13 protein-coding genes are annotated in these 15,631 nt (G+C 62.9%); 10 read left to right on the forward strand and 3 right to left on the reverse strand.

Annotated elements, in window-relative coordinates; all coding sequences use genetic code 11:
• Positions 1-109 precede the first annotated feature (109 nt).
• Positions 110-1,162: an ABC transporter substrate-binding protein gene (locus ACTHN9_RS21865; protein ID WP_440538869.1), complete on the reverse strand. Its 1,053-nt coding sequence runs from the start codon at positions 1,160-1,162 to the stop codon at positions 110-112.
• A gap of 149 nt (positions 1,163-1,311) precedes the next feature.
• Between ACTHN9_RS21865 and ACTHN9_RS21870 the strand changes: the two genes are divergently transcribed.
• The 10 genes from ACTHN9_RS21870 to ACTHN9_RS21915 all read left to right on the forward strand — a co-directional run bounded on the left by ACTHN9_RS21870 (position 1,312) and on the right by ACTHN9_RS21915 (position 14,176).
• A complete protein-coding gene (locus ACTHN9_RS21870; protein WP_440538870.1) occupies positions 1,312-1,977 on the forward strand; it encodes a response regulator transcription factor in 666 nt (221 codons plus the stop codon).
• On the forward strand, positions 1,964-3,373 hold the full coding sequence (locus ACTHN9_RS21875; RefSeq protein WP_440538871.1) for a sensor histidine kinase: 1,410 nt from the start codon (positions 1,964-1,966) through the stop codon (positions 3,371-3,373). Before ACTHN9_RS21870 ends, ACTHN9_RS21875 begins: the two co-directional genes overlap by 14 nt.
• An 88-nt stretch (positions 3,374-3,461) precedes the next feature.
• On the forward strand, positions 3,462-4,589 hold the full coding sequence (locus ACTHN9_RS21880) for an AAA family ATPase (RefSeq protein ID WP_440538872.1): 1,128 nt from the start codon (positions 3,462-3,464) through the stop codon (positions 4,587-4,589).
• Positions 4,590-4,792: 203 nt separating this feature from the next.
• Positions 4,793-5,887 (forward strand): 3-phosphoserine/phosphohydroxythreonine transaminase, encoded by a 1,095-nt coding sequence (gene serC, locus ACTHN9_RS21885; protein WP_440539045.1) that lies wholly within the window; start codon positions 4,793-4,795, stop codon positions 5,885-5,887.
• Between the two features lie 53 nt (positions 5,888-5,940).
• A complete protein-coding gene (locus ACTHN9_RS21890; RefSeq protein WP_440538873.1) occupies positions 5,941-7,350 on the forward strand; it encodes a hypothetical protein in 1,410 nt (469 codons plus the stop codon).
• 745 nt (positions 7,351-8,095) lie between these two features.
• Positions 8,096-9,184, forward strand: a complete 1,089-nt coding sequence (locus tag ACTHN9_RS21895; protein WP_440538874.1) for a calcium:proton antiporter — start codon at positions 8,096-8,098, stop codon at positions 9,182-9,184.
• Between the two features lie 156 nt (positions 9,185-9,340).
• Positions 9,341-9,709: a DUF2946 domain-containing protein gene (locus ACTHN9_RS21900; RefSeq protein ID WP_440538875.1), complete on the forward strand. Its 369-nt coding sequence runs from the start codon at positions 9,341-9,343 to the stop codon at positions 9,707-9,709.
• A 79-nt stretch (positions 9,710-9,788) separates the two neighbouring features.
• A complete protein-coding gene (locus ACTHN9_RS21905) occupies positions 9,789-12,188 on the forward strand; it encodes a TonB-dependent receptor (protein ID WP_440538876.1) in 2,400 nt (799 codons plus the stop codon).
• A 12-nt stretch (positions 12,189-12,200) separates the two neighbouring features.
• Complete coding sequence (locus ACTHN9_RS21910; protein WP_440538877.1) at positions 12,201-13,679, forward strand: PepSY-associated TM helix domain-containing protein; 1,479 nt, start codon at positions 12,201-12,203, stop codon at positions 13,677-13,679.
• Between the two features lie 47 nt (positions 13,680-13,726).
• Positions 13,727-14,176 (forward strand): copper chaperone PCu(A)C, encoded by a 450-nt coding sequence (locus ACTHN9_RS21915; RefSeq protein ID WP_440538878.1) that lies wholly within the window; start codon positions 13,727-13,729, stop codon positions 14,174-14,176.
• A gap of 172 nt (positions 14,177-14,348) precedes the next feature.
• Here the strand turns inward: ACTHN9_RS21915 and ACTHN9_RS21920 are convergent, their stop codons facing one another.
• Positions 14,349-14,765, reverse strand: coding sequence for a hypothetical protein (locus ACTHN9_RS21920; RefSeq protein WP_440538879.1), 417 nt, complete (start codon positions 14,763-14,765; stop codon positions 14,349-14,351).
• A gap of 428 nt (positions 14,766-15,193) precedes the next feature.
• Positions 15,194-15,538 carry a PAAR domain-containing protein gene (locus ACTHN9_RS21925; protein ID WP_440538880.1) on the reverse strand — a complete coding sequence of 115 codons (345 nt, stop codon included), beginning with the start codon at positions 15,536-15,538 and terminating at the stop codon, positions 15,194-15,196.
• Between the last annotated feature and the right edge of the window lie 93 nt (positions 15,539-15,631).

Below are 15,631 nucleotides of genomic sequence, written 5' to 3' on the forward strand. Positions count from 1 at the left end.
CTTGCGCGGATTGTTGCGGCTCGGTGGCCGAGGTTGCATTCACTGCGTACTCCTCCTTGGAATTCGAATCGTTGGAATCGTTGAAAAGGCCGCGCCCGAGCGGGCGACGCTACGTGGCGCGATAGCTGCGCAGATCGGGCACGAACATTTCGTCCCAGGTGCGTGGCTTCGTTTTGATCGTCCCGACTCCATAGAGAAAGTCGATGAACTCCGTCAGCCGTTCAGGCCATACGGAAAAGCGCGTGTGCGGTTCGGCGAGCATCCGCATGACGTCGCCGTGCGAAATGCCCCATCCCGACGCGGCCGCGTAAGTGGCGGCCGCCGATTGCGGGTCCTGGGCGATCGAGCGATTCGCTTCGTCGAGCGCATTCAGAAAGGCGCGCGCGAGCACAGGCTGCGTATCGACGATCCGCCTCGGAGCGAATACGACGTCGAGCGTCAGCGGGCCGAGCACATCGATCGAATCGACGACGCGATGAATGCCCGGTCGACTCAGTTCGAGCGTCGAGAACGGCGGCGATCCGAAATGCGCGGTAATGCCGCCCTCCCGTCGAACCAGCGCCTGCATCGCCTCGGGATGCGGCAGGTTCACGGTGATCGCGTCCAGTTGCGCGAAGTGCGAAGGCCCGAGCAGCTTGCCGGCGAGCATCTGTAGTACCACCGCCGAGAGCGACGTGCGAATGCCCGGCACCGCGATACGATCGGCCGCCGTGAAATCGGCCAGCGATTGGATCGCGGTGCGATTGGTGTTGAGCGACAGCGAGGTTGTCGACAGGCCGCTAATGCCGACGATCTCGACGTTGGGAATCCCGCGCGAGCGCGCCCACAGCTCGATGAACCCGGGCGCGCCAGCCGCGGCGAAATCCAGCGAACCGGCCATCATCGCGTCGTCCACCGAATTGCCGCCGTCGAGCAGCACCCACTCGACGCTCACGTCCCGCAAGCCCAACCGAGCGGCATGGCGCTCGAACAGTCTGCCCCGCTCCATCACGAGCAACGGCAAGTACAAAAGCCCATAGCCCTTCGAAATCCGCACGGTGCGGCTATTGGCGAGCGTCCACGCGGGAGACAGCAAGGCACCGAGGCCCGCTGCCACCAACGCTCGGCGTCGGCGCGAAGGCGCGTTTGCATCATGGCTAGCGGTGCCGCCCCGCGACTGCATGTATCGTCTCCACTTGTATCGAAGCGGCGCTTGCCGTTTCGTCGAATCGTCCATTGCAAGGTTATCGGGCGAGTCTGAGAAAATGCTGAGATCGACTCCCCGGGAAAACCCGCACTCGAACGAGCGAACGGATACGCAGGAAAAGCATCATGCGCATTTTGGTGGTAGAGGACGACACGGAAATCGGTGCAGCCATTCGCGCTCGTTTGACACGGCTCGGGCACGCCGTGGATCTGGAAACGGACGGTGCGACGGCGAACACGCTACTGCGCGTCGAGCGCTTCGATCTCGTCGTGCTGGACGTCATGCTGCCGTCGATGGACGGCTTTGCCATCCTGCGCAATTTGCGCGCAGCCGGCTGCGCGACGCCGGTTCTGCTCGTGACAGCACGTTCCGCCATCGACGACCGCGTGAGCGGCCTCGGGCTCGGGGCCGACGACTATCTCGTCAAGCCGTTCGATTACCGGGAACTCGATGCACGCGTGCAAACGCTGTTGCGCCGCCAAACCGGGCATGCGAGCAATCTCGTGCAGGTGGGAGGCCTCTCGATCGATCGCAGCAGCCGGCTAGCCGAACTCGACGGCAAACCGCTGCCGCTGTCCCGCCAAGAATTCGCGCTGCTCGAAATTCTCGCGAGCCGCCCTCAGCGCGTCTTCTCGAAGGAGGATCTGCTGAACCAACTGTTCAGCTTAGGCAACGAGCCGACGACGAACGCCGTCGAACAATACGTGACGCGCGTGCGCAAAAAGCTGCAGGGCAGCTCGGTCGAAATTCGAACGGCGCGGGGCATGGGGTACCAAATTGCAACGCTTTGAATGGTTTCGAAAGACGCTGTTCGGTCGCACGCTCCTGTTTATCGCGCTGATCGTAGCGTCGGGGGCGGCGGCCCTTGCCGTGATCGCCCGGTACTACGCGGGCGTTGCATCGGAGCGTGCTTACGACCAATTGCTGGCCGGTGCGACCATCCAGGTCGCCGAAGATCTCTACGTGCAAGGCGGCGTGCTCGCACTCAACTTGCCGGTGGCGGCGCTTTCGACGCTGTCGCGTTACGATCTCGTCTACTACAAGGTGGTCGATTCGCGCGGCATGGTAGTGGCCGGGTACGCCGACCTCCCGAGCCCCGCGAGCAGCGTCGCCGCGCGAAACGGCCCGCAGTTCGCCGACAGCACCTATCAAGGGCAGCGCATTCGAACGGCCACCCTCGCCCGTTATTTGCCCGAGGAGCGCACGCCGGGGTGGGCTGTCGTCACCGTGGGGCAAACGACGCACGCCCGAGCGCAACTGACGAACGACATGAGCCTGAAAGTGTGGACGCTCATCTTGCTGATGAGCATCCTCGCCATCGGTGCGAGCGGCCTTGCCATCCGGCGCGGCCTGCGTCCGCTCGCGAAGATCGAGACGATCATCGCGGCACGCGATCCGGCCGACCTGCGTCCCGTCGCAGCCGACACCCCTTCCGAGATCAACGCGATCATCGGCGCCATCAACGGTCTGCTGGGCCGCCTCTCCGAACGCATGACGGGCATGCAGCGCTTCATCGCCGATGCCGCGCACCAGATGCGCACGCCGCTCGCACGGCTCGATGCGCAGATCGAGCTGCTCAGCGACGAGCGCGATCCGTCCCGCTATGCGGCGCGTCTCGATGCACTGCGAGCAACGTGCTCCGACGTCGGCCGGCTCACAGGACAATTGCTCAACCATGCGATGGTCATTCATCGCACGCAAGCCGTTCCATTGCAGAGCGTGGATGTCGTCGGGCTCGTCAAGGAAGTGCTCGGACGGACGATCCCGCTGGCCGACGAACGCGATGTCACCGTGGCGTTCGAATGCGATCATCCGTCTATATACATCGACGGTGACCCGATCGGCCTACAAGAAGCCCTGTCGAACGTGCTACACAATGCGCTACTGCATGGCAAGGCGGATGACCTCGTCGTCTCGGTCGTCGCATCCGAGGCGTCGGTGAAGATGACCGTCACGGATAACGGCCCCGGCATTGCCCCCGAGCATTGGGAAGCCGCGCTGCGGCCGTTCGAAAGGCTCGGGCAAGACAATGCGTCGCGCCGAACGGGCTCGGGGCTCGGTCTCGCGATCGTGCAAGAAGTGGTGACCGCCCACGGCGGCCGCGTGGGCTTCGTCTTCCCCGAGACGGGCGGCTTCGCCGTTACGTTGACATTGCCGCTCGCGGCACATCGACCGGAAACCGAATGAGGGCCGACAGGCCGCTGGCCCGCACGGTTATCCGAAATTATCCATGTTTGGTATAATTATACCGACTCGAGATAATTTTGATAATCGTATGGAACTGACGGAACTCTGGCATTTCCCCCGGCCGGAACTCGCGAGTGCCTATCTTGCCACGCTGAACGCCGGGCTCGTCACGTCGACGACGATTTTCGCGCCGCGCCGCACGGGCAAGACGGTATTTCTCCTGAGAGACCTCAAACCGCTCGCCGAAAGCGAGGGCTACACGGTTGTCTATGCCGACCTGTGGCAGACGCGGCAAACGCCGGGCGCGGCACTCGTGCGAGCGATCGAAGAAGCCCTCGAACCGCATTCGCTGCTCGAAAAAGTCATTGCGCGCCTCCAAACGCCAGTGAAGGGACTCAAGGGCAAAGCGGAGTTTGCCGGAGCGAAGCTCGAGGGCCATATCGACCTGGAAAGCGATCCCAAACGAGAGATCACCGATACGGCGCTTTTAATCGACGCACTCGTCGCCGAACTGACAAAGCGCCGGCCCATGCTCTTTCTGATCGACGAAGCACAAGCCCTCGGCCGAAGCAAAGAAGGCGAGGAGATGGCTCGCGCCCTGCGCACGACCCTCACGAAGCACCAGCGTAAGCTGCGCATGCTATTTACGGGGTCTTCGCGCACGAAGCTCGGGCACGTCTTTACCAACGCCAACGCACCGCTTTACTCGGCCGCCAGCACCGTGCAGGATTTTCCGCTGCTGGGCGACGATTTTGTCGACTATATCGCACGCCGATTCAAGGAATCGACGAGACGCAAGCTCGACGTGGCCGCGGCGCGCGAAGCGTTCGTGCTCTTCGGCCAGCGTCCCGAGCCGCTGATGGAGGCGGTGCTGGCTCTGATGATGAGCCCCGCGCTGACCTTTCCGCAAGCCATTGCGATGCAGCAGGAAAAGCTCGCCCGCAGGGAAAATCACGAGGGGACTTGGAACTCGCTGGACGCGACCGAGCGGGTACTCGTGCGGATGTTGGCCGACGATCCGTCGATGAAACCGTTTGCCAAGGCGACGCTCGTCAAGCTTCGCAAGCGTGTGGGCATCGAAGATCTTCAGGTTACCCATGTTCAAAAGGCGCTGGGCCGGCTCGCGGAAAAGACGGTCGTGGCCAAAAGCCCGCGTGACGTGTACGAGTTCGAGAACGAGAGTTTCTTGGACTGGGTTCGCAACATCGTCGATTGATCGAGCCCTCGAACGACGGCTGCAAGCCGGCATCGCTTCATCGTTCGCCCCGTCCGCTCGTTTGCCCAAATTGGCGCCCGTTTTCCCCTCATCTCGCCGCGTTGCCGCCGATCGCCCTTTGATACGCTGTGGGCACTTGATCCCCGTCGGAACGAACGACCGCGCCATCGTCCGGACCCGACAGACGCGACCGGACGCCTATGCTGCACGCCAATACCCTGAATTTCTCCGCCGGCCCCGGTGCCCTGCCCGCGAGCGTGCTGGCGAAGACGCGCGAGGCCATCGTCGCGTTGCCGGAAACCGGCCTATCGGTGCTCGGGATGAGTCATCGATCGGACTGGTTCCTCGCGATTCTCGACGAAGCCGAACGCAACATCCGCGACCTGCTAGGCTTGTCCGAGCGTTACGCCGTCACGTTTTTGCAAGGCGGCAGCAGCCTGCTGTTCGCGACGGTGCCGATGAATTTCGCCACACCGGCGTTCGCACCGCCCGAGTATGTGATTTCGGGCTACTGGAGCGCGCGTGCATCGGCGGAAGCGGGCCGCGTAAGCGGACACCGAATCGTATGGGATGGGCAGCGCACCGGCTTTCGCGAATTGCCCGTGCTCGATCGGCTCGACGTCGACGCCCGCGCCGCTTATCTGCACTACGTCTCGAACGAAACGATCGAGGGCTTACAGTTTTCCGCGCCCACCGGCGATTTACCGGTGCCGCTGATCGCGGATATGTCGTCCGATTTCCTTTCGAAACCCTTGGAAGTCGAGCGCTTCGGCATGATCTACGCGCACGCACAAAAGAATCTCGGACCGACCGGCGTGACGGTCGCGCTGTTCGATCGCGAGATGCTGGAGCGCATCCCCAGCGGTATGCCGCATATTCTCGACTTCCGGACGCAGATCGCGCATGGCTCGAACTACAACACGCCGCCTGTATTTGCGATCTATGTCCTGACACTGATTACGCGCTGGCTACGCGACGATATCGGCGGCCTAACGCAGATGCAGTACATCAATGAAGCGAAGGCGGCGCGGCTGTACGATCTATTCGATGAAATGGGCGACGTCGTGACGGTGCATGCAAGACGTCCATGGCGTTCGCGGATGAACGTGGCATTCACATTCGGCGATGCTCGGCTCGATCGCGCGTTCCTGGACCTGGCCGAAACGCGCGGGATGAGCGGGCTCGAGGGACACCGCTCGCTGCGCGGGCTGCGCGCCTCGCTCTATAACGCCGTGACGCCGGAAGCGGTCGAAGCGCTTTGCGAAACCGTGAGCGAATTCGCGCTGCAGCGCGCTTGACGCTCGCCGAATTCGAACCTTCGAAGCCAGGCCGATCGATGAGCAGCCAAGCCATGTCGAATCACGCTCCGCCCGCGGCATTGCCCGGCACGTCGCCCGACGCTGCGATCGATCGATTAGCGCAAGCGCTCGATGCGTCGCCGCTCGATGTCGCCTTGCATCGGCGCATGCTCGACGCGATGCGCGCCGCTGGCGATGAAGCAGGCTTTGCAGCCCATCAGATCGCATTGGCGGCCTTCGATATGCTCGGCGCCGCCCCGCCCGCGCAAGCGCTTGCCTTGGCGCTTTACAACCTAGCGACCGTCTACTCGCTCAAGGGCCGCCCGCAGGAAGCGATACGCTGGTACGGCCACGCACTTGCCGTGCATCCGGCGCTTGCCGTCGCGCATCAAAACCTCGCCGCGCTGCTGACCGCCGAAGGCGATCGCGCGCTTGCGGATCGGCACCGCGATCAGGCGTACCGGCTACAGCGTGTCTACGTGGAACCGGCGCTCGGTGCCGAACAGCGCCGCTTGCTGATCTTGAATACGGGTCAAGGCGCGGGCAACGTTCCGCTCGATACGCTGCTGTCGTATGCGACGACCACCCGCATCAAGTACGCGATCGACTACGCCCACGAGGTCGAAGATGCGCAACTGCCGGCCTATGATCTCGTCCTGAACGCGATCGGCGACCCCGACGTCGCGCAGCCGCTCGCCGAGCGCATCGCGCAGTTCACCCGCGCGTGCGGTCGTCCTGTGCTCAATCCCGCGCACGCCATCGCACGCACGCATCGCCACCGTACGCCGCAATGGTTGGCGGGCGTGCCGGGCGTATTCGCGCCGCCCTGCATTCGTCTCGATACGATCCCGGCGCACGCCGAAGCGCTCGCGCGAGAGCTTGCCGAAGCGGGGATCGACTATCCGTTGCTCATGCGTCCGGCCGCGACGCACGGGGGCGACGGACTCGCGCTCTACCCGTCGCTCGAGACGCTATGGCCCGCGCTGAACGACCTGGGCGCACCGTGCTATCTGACGACGTTTCACGATTTCCGCAGCGCGGACGGATGTTGCCGCAAATATCGCATCGTCTATGTCGACCGAAAACCGTACCCCTATCATTTGGCGATCTCGCCGCATTGGGTGGTTCATTATTTCTCCGCGGGGATGCTCGACGCCCCCTGGAAACTCGAGGAAGAGCGACGCTTCTTGAACGATCCGCGCGGGACGCTCGGTGCGCGCGCCATGGAGGCCATCGCCGAGATCGGCCTACGGCTCGATCTCGACTACGGCGGCATCGACTTCACCGTCTTGCCCGACTCGCGCGTGCTCGTGTTCGAAACGAACGCGACGATGCTCGTGCACCGCGAAAAGCCGAACGGGCCGCTCGCGCACAAGAATCCGTTCGTCGACCGCATTGCGGACGCCTTCGAACACATGCTTCAGGAACGGCAAACCGCCGCGCGACACAAGCATCTCGCCTGAAACGCTCGTATGAAAGCCGACGGCCGCCGCAAGGCCGCGACCGGCTGCACGGCTATCCGCTCTGGCATCCGCGGCGGGACAATCGTCCCATTACGTGGATTAGGCGGGAAACGTCGCGCATTTCGCCGAATTGAAATCGGCCCCGCCGGCCGATACTGTCAATCATCGACTCGCTGATCGGCCACCGGCCCGACAGTCCGGTCGAGATCCTTGGGAGATTGACATGGGCACGTTGGCGGTAATTTTTTCCATTTGGGCTTTGGTCGCCACCTGCGCTGCGCTGTTCATCCGCGGCGCCAGCCCGCGCCTCGAACGGGCCACGGTATTGGCGGAACGCCGCCCCACGCGTGCGCCGCTCGCCGAATAAGGCTGTTGCCCGCGGGGTCGAAGTAGGGAGCCATCCTCCCGCAACGCGTCGATCGTCGATCTTCGGTCCCACCAAGCGCTTGCGTCGCACATTGCGACTATCCCGACGCGAGCATGGCGCACTCGCCGGTGCAGGCGGCCCATGCCTGCTGGCGGCACTTGCCTTTTCCGACTTGAAACTCGCCTGCGCCGCACTCATCGGCGCAATAGCCGCACACGTGCGCGCGGTCATCGGCCACCACGATCCGATCGACCAACTTCTAGCCATGCGCTGGCACGCCCCGACACCGCTTGGCGTTCCACGTTCGTTCCCTCGACGAACAGGCTCGGTCGCCTGCTACTATTTCCCGCTTCCCCGGCTACGATCAAGGACCGCCTCATGTCGACCGCATCGCACTCGCTACCGCGCTGGACACTTTGGGCCCCGCTCGCCGCCTGGTTGATCCTTGGGCTATCGCGCATCATACCCGCCGAAGGCTTGGCGATCGCACTCACCGCTGCCGCGCTCGCGGGCAGCGTGTTCGCCGCCGTTCATCATGCCGAAGTGGTCGCCCACCGCGTCGGCGAACCGTTCGGCACGCTCGTGCTCGCCGTGGCCGTGACCATTATCGAAGTCGCCTTGATCGTCTCAGTCATGCTTTCCGCCGGTCCCGAAAAAGCCGGCCTGGCGCGCGATACCGTATTCGCCGCGATCATGATCGTCTGCAACGGGATCGTCGGCCTGTGCCTGCTCGTGGGCGGCTGGAAGCACGGCGAACAAGACTTTAAAGGCCGCGGAGCGAGCAAAGCTCTCGCGGTGCTCGCCGCGCTTTCGGTTCTTTCGCTCGTCATGCCCAACTACCTGAGCGCGATGCCGGGGCCGCAACTGTCCACGTCGCAGCTCGCATTCGCGGGCGTATCGTCGCTCGTGCTCTATGGCGTGTTCGTCTTCGTGCAAACGGTGCGCCACCGCGATTACTTCCTTTCTTCCGGCGCCGCTAACGACGCCGCTCACACGGATGCGCTGCCGAGCGGACGCATCGCGCTGACCAGTCTCGCATTCTTGCTCGTGAGCCTCGTCGCCGTCGTCTTGCTGGCGAAGCGGCTCTCCCCGGCCGTCGAACGCGGAGTGCTGAGCATCGGCGCGCCAGCCGCCACGGTCGGTATCGTCATCGCGGCGCTCGTGCTGCTGCCCGAGGGGCTCGCCGCCGTCGGCGCCGCACGCGCGAATCGGCTGCAAACGAGCATGAATCTCGCGCTCGGCTCGGCGCTTGCCAGCATCGGCCTCACGATTCCCACCGTTGCCGCCGTCTTCATTTGGGTGGGACGCCCTTTGGCACTCGGCATCGGCGCCATGGAAACCGTCTTGCTCGCCCTGACGCTCTTCATTAGCAGCCTGACGCTGAGCAACGGCAGGACAACCGTGCTGCAAGGCGCCGTGCACCTTTCGCTTTTCGCCGCGTATTTGTTTTTGTCGATCACCCATTGAGCCGGCCGCATCGGCGCCGTCGCGCCGATCGCTCATTCCCGCTCCGTTCGTTCGCCCGCCGGATCGACGAACGGCAAAGCCTGCACTCACCGTGCCGCGCGCACATCGGACGCTTCCGATGGTAGACTGCGGCGCACGTCAATTCGCAGCACGACCATGGTTCCCCGATCCCGCAAACACCTGACCGCATGGCTTGGCCTCATCGCCATGTGGCTCATCGTGCTCGCGCCGATCGTCAGCCAACTGGTCGTCGCCGCGCATCGTGCCGATCCGGCCGCTGCCGCGCTGTGTTCGGCGGTCGCCCCCGCAGCCGATTCCACGCACGCCGCGCATGCCGATCCTCTCGCGGCGTGCGGCTACTGCGATCTGCTCGCCGATCACATCGCCATGCCGGCGGTGCCGCCCTCGCCGCTCGTGCTCGTCATGCTCCTCGCGTGTGTGGCCGTACCGGTGCTGAGCGTGCGCTTCACGCCGCTGGGCGCCTTCCCTTCCGGCCGGCCACGCGCCCCACCCGCTTTTTCCTGATCACCGTTATTCGCCGCCGCTTCGACGCGCCCTGTGAGGGCGCGCGCGGCCGTTCGTTCAACGCTTTCAGGACAAAGGCATGTTGCACTTCGCCTCGCCAAGGCCGTGCGCTCGCGCGCGCCGCCTTAAGCGATTCACGCCACTCGCGTTCGTACCGTTCTCGCTGACCGCCACCGCCGTATGGGCGAGCACCGACGCCGCGCCGAGCCTCGGCGCACAGGCCAGCAGCGCGGGCTCGCAGGCACGCATCGACCCAAAACAAGGCGGTGTCGTCTTACCGACGATCACCGTCAGCGCGACGGCCGGCGCCGGCAGTACCGGGCCCGCCATCGATCCGAATCTGCCCGCTTCGACCGAAACGGTGACGCGCAAGCAGTTCGACCATTGGAACGTCGTGAACACGGAAGACGCGCTGAAATACCTTCCGAACCTCGCGGTGCGCAAGCGCTTCATCGGCGACTTGAATTCGATCGTCGCGGTGCGCGGCACGAGCAATGCGCAAAGCGCGCGCGGGCTTGTCTATGCGGACGGGCTGCTGCTATCGAACTTGCTCGGCAGCAGCTACAGTTTTCCGCCGCGTTGGTCGATGGTGTTCCCCGACGAGGTTCGCCGGATCGACGTGATCTATGGCCCGTTCTCGGCGCTCTATCCCGGCAATTCGCTCGGCGCAACCGTCCTGATCGCCACGCGGATGCCGACGAAGTTCGAGGCCGATGCCGACGTCAAGGCGTTCACGCAACACTTCGATCTGTTCGGCGTCAATCGAAGCTTCAACGGTAGCCAAGCGAGTGCGACGATCGGCAATCGCATCGGCAACTTCTCCTTCTTCATCGGCGCCAATCACTTCGAAAACACGAGCCAGCCGCTTCAGTTCGCAACGTTCGCGAAATCGAATACGCCGGCCAAAGCGGGGGATCTTACCGTCAGCGGGGCCTATTTCTACAACAATCAGGCCAACGCGCCCACCGCGATCATCGGCGTCAATGGCGAGGGCATCGAGCATGCGGTGCAAGATCAGTTGAAGCTGAAGATGCAGTACGATTTCACGCCGACCTTGCGCGGCGCATTCACCCTCGGTTACTGGCACCGGACCTACAACAGCCAGACATCGACGTTTTTGCGCGACGCGAACGGCCATCCCGTTTATGGCGGGCTCGTGAACATCGCCGGCAACGAGTACAACATCCCCGCCGCCGCGCTGGCGCCGAGCCTCGGATGGAGCGAGAACTGGTTGTACGGCCTTTCGCTTAAAACGCATCGCGCGACAGGTTGGAACTTCGATGCGATCGCGTCGTATTACGACATATCGGCGAGCGTCGCGCGAATCGCCAATGCCGGCGGCCCCGGCAACGGGCCAGGCAGCATCACGTTTGGCGACGGCACCGGATGGAAGACGCTCGATCTGAAAGCGACGTGGAAGCCGCCGTCGCCGCAAGCCGGCCTTGCCCAACATGCGCTCGCGTTCGGCTATCACTACGACGGCTACTTCCTAGACAACGAAACCTACAACACCGCCGCTTGGATCGACGGCGGCGCGGCCGGCTTTGCCAACGCGTTCAAAGGCCGCACGCAAACGCAGGCCGTGTACGCGCAAGACGCATGGCGTTTTTTGCCCCGGTGGACATTCGTCTACGGTGTACGCGACGAGGATTGGCGTGCCTACGACGGCACGCAAGCCGTCGGCGCGACGGCCGTGCCGTATTCCGAGGCGGGACAACATCATCTTTCGCCGAAGGCATCGCTCTCGTTCGACGTCACCGATACGCTGACGGTGCGCGCTTCCATCGCCCGCGCCTATCGCTTTCCGACTGTCAGCGAACTATTCCAGGGGCAAATCAACGGCTCCTCGCTCGTGAACAACAATCCGAATCTACAGCCCGAAGACGATCTTTCGAAAGAACTGACCGCGCAGTGGACGCAAGAGAAGGAGAGCTATCGGCTCACGTTGTTCCAGGACGACGTGAAGAACACGATCTTCAGCCAAACGGATACCACGGTCATTCCGAACGTCACTAGCTTCCAGAACATCGGCAAGGTCCGTTCTCGCGGCGTCGAATTGAGTTATCAGGGCGAGGACGTTGTCATTCATGGACTCGATCTGATCGGTAGCGTCGCCTACACGCAATCGAAGATCGTCGCCAACGCCCAGAACCCCGCGACCGTGGGTAAATACTTTTACCGCATTCCCCTATGGCGTGCGGACCTCGCGGCGACTTACCGCATCGGGGAGCGCTATGCGATCACGATGGCCGCGCGCTATTCGGGCCGCGAGTACAACACGCTGACGAATACCGACTCCAATCCGAACGTGTTCGGCGGCACCAGTACCTATACGACGGTCGATGCGAAATGGACGGTTCGCCCAACCAAACTCAGTGAAATCGGCATCGGCGTGGACAACCTATTCGACGCCCGTTATTTCGTCTATCACCCCTATCCGGGCCGCACCTTCTATATCGAAGGCCGGTTGCGGCTGTAAGGAGGCAATGCCATGTCTACTCTCTCGACCGCTGCACCCGGCAAGCGCGCGACGGGGCCTAGCGCTCAGGCGAATGCCGGCTATCGCGCGCTCTGGCGTTGGCATTTCTACGCGGGGCTATTCGTCATGCCGCTGCTTGTCGTACTGGCCATCACGGGCACGATCTATTGCTTTCAGCCGCAGATCGAACCGCTGCTGTATCGGCATCGACTGGTCGTCGCGCCCACCGCGTCGCCAAAACTCGACGAGGAAACCTTGCTCGCGCGTGCGCGCGCCGCGATGCCGCCCGGCGCTGTCGCAACGACCGCGCGCATTGCCTCGCGCGCCGATCGCAGCGCCGAGTTCATCTTTCGGCTGCCGAACGGCCGCAAGGAGAGCGTCTATCTGAATCCCTACGATGGCACGATATTAGGCACGCTCGACGTGGATCGCCGCTTCATGCAAATCGATCGGATGATTCACCGGAAGCTGTTGCTCGGCAAGCCGGGCGAACTGCTGATGGAACTCGCCGCATGCTGGACGCTCGTCATGCTCGGTACGGGTGTCGCGCTGTGGTGGCCACGCGGGGCGGTATCGATCCGCGCTGCGCTCATACCGGACCTTTCGCGCCGGGGGCGTCCGTTGTGGAAGAGCATCCATGCGACGCTGGGTATCTGGCTCGCGCTCGGCGCGCTGGCGTTCGTGATCACCGGCCTGCCTTGGACGGGCTCATGGGGTAAGCAATTCAAAGCGCTGGCGACGAGTGCCAAGCTCGGCACGCCGGAGGGTGCATGGGGCGGTCTACCGGTACGTTCCGGCATTGCGGCGCCGGCAAAGATGGGCACATCAAGCGACGTGCATCGGAACGCCTCCTCCGCAATGGAATCCATGCCCGGTATGACGATGGACGATATGCCGTTGCCGCAGGTACCTTGGGCGGTGGGCGCGGTGCACGTGCCTGGCTCGCACGCGCCTGGTGGGCCCGCACAACGCCCGATGCCGCTTGGGCAGATCGTTGCGCAGATGCGGATGCTCGGGCTTGCCGACGGTTACGATATCGCCCTGCCCACCTCGGCGGACGGCGTCTATACGGTATCGTATTTTCCGGCGGACCCTGCGCTGGAGCGCACCCTCTATGTCGATCGATACAGCGGTGCGGTGCTGAAGGACATTCGCTATGGCGACTATGGCGCCGTAGGCAAGGCGATCTCCTATGGCACGTCGCTCCATATGGGCCGCTATTTCGGCCTGGCCAATCAGCTCGTCTGCGCGATGCTCTCGCTTGGGCTAGCCGCGCTGTCGGTTACCGGCTGCGCGATGTGGTGGATACGCCGGCCGACCGGTACGCTCGGCGCACCGACGCGAGAGCGGGCTGCCGGGTCGATGCTCGGATGGAAGGCCGCGCTGATCGTATTGGGCATCGTATTTCCGCTGATGGGCCTGACACTCGTGGCAGTCTGGCTCATCGACCGTGCCGTATTCGGCCGCACCGCCGTATCGGCGGCATCTTGAATGATCGAATTTCGCCTGAATCGCTCAATCACTCATTGGAGAAACGCATGAACCGCTCGACAAAGACATCCCTCCTTGCGCTTACGCTGGCGCTGTGCACGGCGCCCGCGCTCGCCGCTCCCGCGTCCGTCATGGTGTCGGACTGCTGGGTGCGCCTGTTGCCCGGCACATTGCCCTCGGGGGGCTATTTCAGCGTCATGAATATGAGCAACAAGCCGGTCAATCTCGTCGGCGTGGAGACCCCCGCGTTCGGCATGGCCATGCTGCACGAAACGCAAAGCAACGGCAGCACCTCGGCGATGGTCATGGTGGACAAAGCTCCCGTTCCGGCTAACGGCAAGCTCGAATTCGCACCGGGCGGCTATCACTTGATGCTCGAAAAGCCGAAACATGCTTTGAAGGTGGGTACGACGATTCCGATGACGTTCGAGTTCGACGACGGCGAGAAAATCGCGAGCCAGTGCAAGGTCAAGAGCGCGGGGGCGACGGGGGATTGATGGGGCTTGTCGGCGCTTGACTATGCAGGTTTGTTTCTCAACGTTCTGGGGGGAAAGGGGGGTTGCCGGAATCACCTCCGAGGCGCCCCCGTCCACTCCGAACGTTTTCCGAGAATTCGAAGACTTGCGAGCAACTACGTGGATGCCCCGTGACCGATTGGGCGGACCAGCCTCATCGGAAGTGAGGCCAACCTTCCAATGGCGAAAAAAAAGAGTCGCGGGGCACAAAGTGCCATTCGCAAGCTTCTGAATCGAACACCGCAATCTGATCGTAGTCGTCTACATCCGCTCTGATATCCGGATCCGCGTCGCATAGCGCCTTGAGTGCATCGCTCAGCATGCGCACCTTGCTGCGCGATTCGATGACGAGATATTCTTCGCGCCAAGCGTAGATACCCGCGGACTCGAACAATCCCTGCATCGTCACCAGCGCTTGGGCCTCGATGGCGATGTCGCGCGCTTCCGGTCGGGCGGGTTGCAGGTGCCCGACTCCGGCGAGCCGTCCGCCCGGCCGTTGCAGGACCCGATAACCCTTGGCGCGCCAACCCAGGTGAACGATGATCGGCTTTTGGGTGACGCCATCGACCAAGAATTCCCGTTCGAGACTCGATACAGGGGTGGCTTGGTGCGTTTCGCCCGTTTGCCCGAACAGAGCCAGGGTGTCTAACAACGCATCGAACCCCCTTAGATAGCAGCGCGGTACAGCGTCATCGGTCGCTGCCTTGCTCACTTGTCCGTATATGCCGTCCTCCAGCCGACGCACAACGTATCCGTCGAAAGACATGGCCAGGCTGACGGCGTCGGATTGCTGAGACGTTTTCATCTAGGTCCTAGCTCAAAATTTGAAGGGGAAGCTGTTGTGGCCGCCGAACTTCTGGGTCTTTCGCTCGCTGTCGGAAAGTCGCAGCGGCAGCCGATCCGGCGTGAGGTGCGTCGGGCTGGCGATACCGTGCTTTTCGCAGCAGGGAGAAAAGCGGCGGAGACCAACCTTCCCGCTACGCCCCAGGCTGAGCCTATTCATTCGTTTGCAAGAAATCCTTGCTGACTCGCAATCAGCGCAGCTCCACAAGCCGTCTTCATGCCATCGAGAGCGACGGCTCGGCCATCAATCGCGTATTGGCTCGAGCCTTGGACGATCGCATAGGAGCCGCCGCACTTGGGGCATGAAACCTTGTGGCCAACACCGGCTGCGGGCCTACCGTCCAGGCTCGCGTGGCCAAAGCCTTCGAGCACCGTACCACCGTGATCCGTCGAATCACCCTTGCGAACGATAGGTTTCATAGCCCGGATACTCCGATGACAAAGATTATTAAGGAGAATGCAAACACGATTAATATCGAAAACCAAAAAAATCAAGAACAAATATCACAATTCCAATCATAAGCATCAAACCCAAAAATATGGTACAAATCCATGAGTAGAGGGCCAATCCGCGTGAAAATGGTTTTTTACTGA

This window comes from Trinickia sp. (assembly GCF_051953405.1).
In the GTDB taxonomy this organism is placed as follows: Bacteria; Pseudomonadota; Gammaproteobacteria; order Burkholderiales; family Burkholderiaceae; genus Trinickia.

Excerpts from the sequence above, each read along its gene's own strand:
- ACTHN9_RS21865 (WP_440538869.1), bottom strand. The coding sequence starts at position 1,162 with ATGCAGTCGCGGGGCGGCACCGCTAGCCATGATGCAAACGCGCCTTCG.
- ACTHN9_RS21870 (WP_440538870.1), top strand. The coding sequence starts at position 1,312 with ATGCGCATTTTGGTGGTAGAGGACGACACGGAAATCGGTGCAGCCATT.
- ACTHN9_RS21880 (WP_440538872.1), top strand. The coding sequence starts at position 3,462 with ATGGAACTGACGGAACTCTGGCATTTCCCCCGGCCGGAACTCGCGAGT.
- ACTHN9_RS21890 (WP_440538873.1), top strand. The coding sequence starts at position 5,941 with ATGTCGAATCACGCTCCGCCCGCGGCATTGCCCGGCACGTCGCCCGAC.
- ACTHN9_RS21895 (WP_440538874.1), top strand. The coding sequence starts at position 8,096 with ATGTCGACCGCATCGCACTCGCTACCGCGCTGGACACTTTGGGCCCCG.
- ACTHN9_RS21900 (WP_440538875.1), top strand. The coding sequence starts at position 9,341 with ATGGTTCCCCGATCCCGCAAACACCTGACCGCATGGCTTGGCCTCATC.
- ACTHN9_RS21905 (WP_440538876.1), top strand. The coding sequence starts at position 9,789 with ATGTTGCACTTCGCCTCGCCAAGGCCGTGCGCTCGCGCGCGCCGCCTT.
- ACTHN9_RS21910 (WP_440538877.1), top strand. The coding sequence starts at position 12,201 with ATGTCTACTCTCTCGACCGCTGCACCCGGCAAGCGCGCGACGGGGCCT.
- ACTHN9_RS21915 (WP_440538878.1), top strand. The coding sequence starts at position 13,727 with ATGAACCGCTCGACAAAGACATCCCTCCTTGCGCTTACGCTGGCGCTG.